The 3,514-nt window shown below is 64.9% G+C and carries 3 protein-coding genes and 1 rRNA gene; all 4 read left to right on the top strand.

Translation table 11 applies throughout. The annotated features are described in order from the left end of the window. Positions 1 to 88 (top strand): 5S ribosomal RNA (rrf, locus tag ACZ60G_RS36250); the annotation flags it as partial. Positions 89 to 316: 228 nt separating this feature from the next. Then, positions 317 to 1,066 (top strand): rhomboid-like protein, encoded by a 750-nt coding sequence (locus ACZ60G_RS36255; protein ID WP_465816067.1) that lies wholly within the window; start codon positions 317 to 319, stop codon positions 1,064 to 1,066. Positions 1,067 to 1,124: 58 nt separating this feature from the next. After that, on the top strand, positions 1,125 to 1,811 hold the full coding sequence (gene nucS / locus ACZ60G_RS36260) for an endonuclease NucS (protein ID WP_465816068.1): 687 nt from the start codon (positions 1,125 to 1,127) through the stop codon (positions 1,809 to 1,811). A 999-nt stretch (positions 1,812 to 2,810) separates the two neighbouring features. After that, positions 2,811 to 3,119, top strand: coding sequence for an ATP/GTP-binding protein (locus ACZ60G_RS36265; RefSeq protein WP_465816070.1), 309 nt, complete (start codon positions 2,811 to 2,813; stop codon positions 3,117 to 3,119). Positions 3,120 to 3,514: the final 395 nt, after the last annotated feature.

Raw genomic sequence — 3,514 nt, forward strand, 5'->3', positions numbered from 1 at the left:
CGGTCCCATTCCGAACCCGGAAGCTAAGGCCACCAGCGCCGATGGTACTGCACTCGACAGGGTGTGGGAGAGTAGGACACCGCCGGAACATCCTTGCGAAAGGCCCCCAACACCAGTTGGGGGCCTTTCTGCATATCAGGGCGCGGGCAATTGCTAGCTGAAGTGAGAGCGAAGAGACTGCGCAGCCCGACGCGGGTTGGATCAGGTTTCGGAGCAATCTCACAGGGAACAGTCACCCTATACGGCGCTCCGGCGTACATCATGGAGAGTGACAGTAAGTAGTAATCAGCGTCGGCATGCTCGATAGGAGCGGTCGATGCGCATGGAGGTGTTGATGGTCGCAGCGACGACAACCGCCGACCGCGCGCCGGTCGATCCCCTCAGACCGCTTCGTTCGCGCTGGTGGCAGCTGAGGCTCCCGGCGACGTTCGGATATCTGGCGGCTCTTGTCGCTGTCACCGCTGTCTTCTCCGCGATGAGTGAGACCTCGCAGGCACGGTTGGTGCTGCACGCGAGCACGAATCTGCACAATCTGCTGAATGGCCGGGTAGGCACCGTGCTCTCGAGCGCACTGGTGATCGGCGATGTCAGTGCCGCCTGGGTGCTGATTCCGTTGCTCGGTTGTCTGCTCGCACTTGCCGAACTGCGCTTCGGCGCGGTCCATATGGTGCGGGTGTTCCTGGCTGGACATATCGGTGCCACGCTCCTTGTCGCGGCCGGTCTCTGGATCGCGATCGAGGCCGATTGGTTGCCCGCGAGCATCCGCTGGGCGCAGGACGTCGGCGTGAGTTACGGCGCTATGGCGTTGGTCGGGGCGATTGTGGTCGCCATTCCGCATCGCTGGCGAATCGCTTGGTCGACGGCGTGGTTCATCGTCGCGGCCGAGGGCGTGCTGATCGAACAGACCTTCACCAATGTCGGTCACCTGCTGGCCTTCTGTATCGGAACCGGGGTCGGCTTCGGCATGCTGCGCGCGAAAGCGGCATCTACCCGCCGACTCACCCGGATCGAATCCGGTCTGCTCGCCGTGAGCGCGTTCCTCGCGGCAATTCTGCTCATGGGCTGACAGCCGACGCAGCAGGGGTGACGCTGAGGCGGGCCGGACGCTCACCTACAGTGCTTGGGTGCGCCTAGTGATTGCTCGCTGTCAGGTCGACTACGTAGGGCGACTCACCGCCCATCTCGCGATGGCCCGCCGATTGTTGCTGATCAAAGCGGACGGATCGGTCCTCGTGCATTCCGATGGCGGCTCGTACAAGCCGCTGAACTGGATGAGTCCGCCGTGCTGGTTGGAGGAGCGCGACGGTGATGCGGTACCCGAGGGCGCGAAGGCCTTCTGGGTGGTTACCAATAAGGCGGGTGAGGAACTGCGCATCACCATCGAGGACGTCGAGCACGACTCCGCGCATGAGCTGGGTGTGGACCCTGGTCTGGTGAAAGACGGTGTGGAGGCCCATCTTCAGGAGCTGCTCGCCGAACACGTGCAGACCCTCGGCCCCGGCTACACACTGATCCGCCGCGAGTACATGACCGCCATCGGTCCGGTCGACCTGCTCTGCCGCGACGCCGACGGTTCAACCGTGGCCGTCGAGATCAAGCGGCGTGGTGAAATCGACGGCGTCGAACAGCTCACCCGCTACCTCGAACTCCTGAACCGGGACCCGCTCCTCGCCCCGGTCGCCGGCGTCTTCGCCGCCCAACAGATCAAGCCCCAAGCCCGCACCCTCGCCGAGGACCGCGGCATCCGCTGCCTGACCCTCGATTACGACGCCCTACGGGGCACCGAGAGCAACGAATTCCGCCTCTTCTAGATTTCACCCCGTCCAAGCCGTGGCGTATGAGTTCGTCTGTGCATGAATTCCGCTCGCCGCGCACTGATTTGCCGCCGCTGCGTATGAGTTTGCGCGCCGCATAGGTTTGCCCGCCTGTGCGTGGGTTCGTGCGCCGCGCGTGAGCTCGCGCTGCGTACGGATTCCCGGGTAAACGTGGACGGCGCGGGGGGTGTTGAGCAGGAAGGGACGGACTTGTGCCGTCGGTACGGGAGTTCGTCGGCGGTGCGTACGTTCGGCGGCCGCGCACCTTTGCTCACTGCGTATGAGCGCATTGCGTATGGATTCAGCGGGCAACGCGCATGGTGCGTGCGAAGGGACGACTGCGCTCCCGGTACGTGACGTCTTCGGTAGTGCGTGACGTCGCCCGCAGTGCTTATGTGCGGGAGCCGCGCATGGCTTTGCTTGCCGCGCATTTGTATGTTCGCCGGGCACGGTTTTGTTCGCCGCCTGTGGGTTTGCCCGCACGAGTTCGTGCGTGTGGATTCGCTGGACAAACATGGGCGGTGCGGGAGGGGTTGCGTGGGAAGGGACGGAGTGCGTCCCCGGGTATCGGAGGTCCTCGGCGGTGCGTGACGTCGTCTGCGGTGCGTATGTTAGGCGGCCGCGCATGAGTGTTCGCGGCGTACGGGTTCGTACATTGCGCATACCGCGGCGGATGCGTTCGCGCGCTGGGGATGAGTTCACCGACTGCGCACTTGGGTTGGCTGGCTGCGCACTTGGGTTGGCTGGCTGCGCACTTGGGTTCGCTGGCTGCGCACTGGGTTGGCTGGCTGCGTATGACTTTCCCGCTGCGCATGAATTTGCTGGCTGTTCGTTGGCTCGTGCGTGCGCATGGATTCGTCGGGCATTGACTTGCGCGGCGTGGGTGGCGCGTGCGTTGGGGGCGTGGGTGGCGCGTGCGATGGGGGCGTGGGTGGTGCGTAGGAAGGGATGGACTGCGCGCGCTGCGTGAAGTAGGCCACGACCTAGGCTTATGGGATGCCCCGACGGAAACCGCGGACGGAACGCCAGGTGGGCCGCTCGCAGGAGGGCAACCCGCCGATCGGCGATGTCTTCGGTAGGCGGGAGGCCGGACCGGACAGCGACGACATGTACATCGTGCGCACCATCCCAGGTAGCCGGGCCGTCAAAACCTATCGCTGCCCCGGCTGCGATCACGAAATACCGCCCGGCGTAGCCCATATCGTCGCCTGGGCGGTCGACGACGGCGAAGACGACCGCAGACACTGGCACCGCGGCTGCTGGAACGGCCGCCGCACGCGCCGAATCACCCGCCGCTGGTCCTGAATCCCCCTGCGCCCCAGAACGACCCAGTGCACACCTCGCGTCGCCAGTGCACACCCCGCGTAGACGGTATGCGGCTACGACAAACGGTGCGTGTCCAAGTCAGAAGATGCACCTTTGCGTAGAGGTGACGCTTGCGCGGAGTGCGGGATTCCTTTGGGGCAGTATTTCCGGGTCGCATATCGGCGTGCCGTGCAGAGCATTGCCCGGGCCGCACGGGGCCTGCCAGTAAGGGCTCCGATTGCGGCCGCTCGGGGCGGGTCTGCGGGACCGAGAAAGCGAGCCTGCGGGTGGCAGCGTGCACCTGTGAGGAAATGCGCGATTCTGTGGATTCTTTTGGGGCTGAGCATCTCCGGAAGAGCGGACGTTGTCGTACCGTGCACGGCATTGCTGGTGGC

The sequence above is a fragment of the Nocardia sp. NPDC102475 genome (assembly GCF_055584605.1).